A 688-nucleotide genomic window follows, 5' to 3' on the forward strand; every position below is an offset into this window, starting at 1 on the left:
GTCTCTAATTAGTCAAGATCAACCTGGAAGGAAGTAGCACCCAACTCAGCGTTGATTTCAGCTTCCAGCTCTTCAGAGACAGCGGACTCAACACGCAGGATCAGGACAGCGCCGTCACCCTTCTCAGCCTGAGTCAACGCAGCAGCCTCGATGTTGATGCCAGCAGCACCCAGCTTGGTACCAACGGTACCCAGTGCACCAGGAGCGTCAGTGTACTGCAGGAAGAGGTTCAGACCCTCTGCGCGCAGATCCAGGCCACGGCCATTGATGCGGGTGATCTTCTCAACGCGCTCAAGACCAGTCAGGGCACCAACAACAGTTGCGCTCGCGCCGCTGCCAGTAATGACCTTGACCTGCAGGACGGAACGGTGAGTAACAGACTCAGAGTTGGTCTTCACGGAGATGTCCAGGCCACGCTCTTCAGCAATGCGAGGAGCGTTGACGAAAGTAACGGACTCTTCGATAATTCCGGAGAACAAACCACGAACAGCGGACAAACCAAGTGCATCGACCTGCTCGGAAGAAAGCTCGCCTCGAGCCTCAACCTCAATGGAGACTGGGGCGGCGTCGACAAGCTTGCCAGCAAGAAGACCAAGCTTGCGAGCCAGATCCATCCACACAGCAACCTCTTCGCCCACGCGACCACAGGAAACGTTCACAGCATCCGCCACGAACTCGCCAGCCAGCG

Annotated in this window: 1 protein-coding gene; it reads right to left on the reverse strand. The window is 57.0% G+C overall.

Annotation, left to right across the window (positions count from 1 at the left end):
- Nucleotides 1-8: 8 nt before the first annotated feature.
- On the reverse strand, nt 9-688 hold a 680-nt coding region (locus tag MD273_RS19295; RefSeq protein WP_239039254.1), incomplete at its 5' end, for an ACT domain-containing protein.

The sequence above is a fragment of the Marinobacter sp. C7 genome, from assembly GCF_022343555.1.
GTDB lineage: Bacteria > Pseudomonadota > Gammaproteobacteria > Pseudomonadales > Oleiphilaceae > Marinobacter.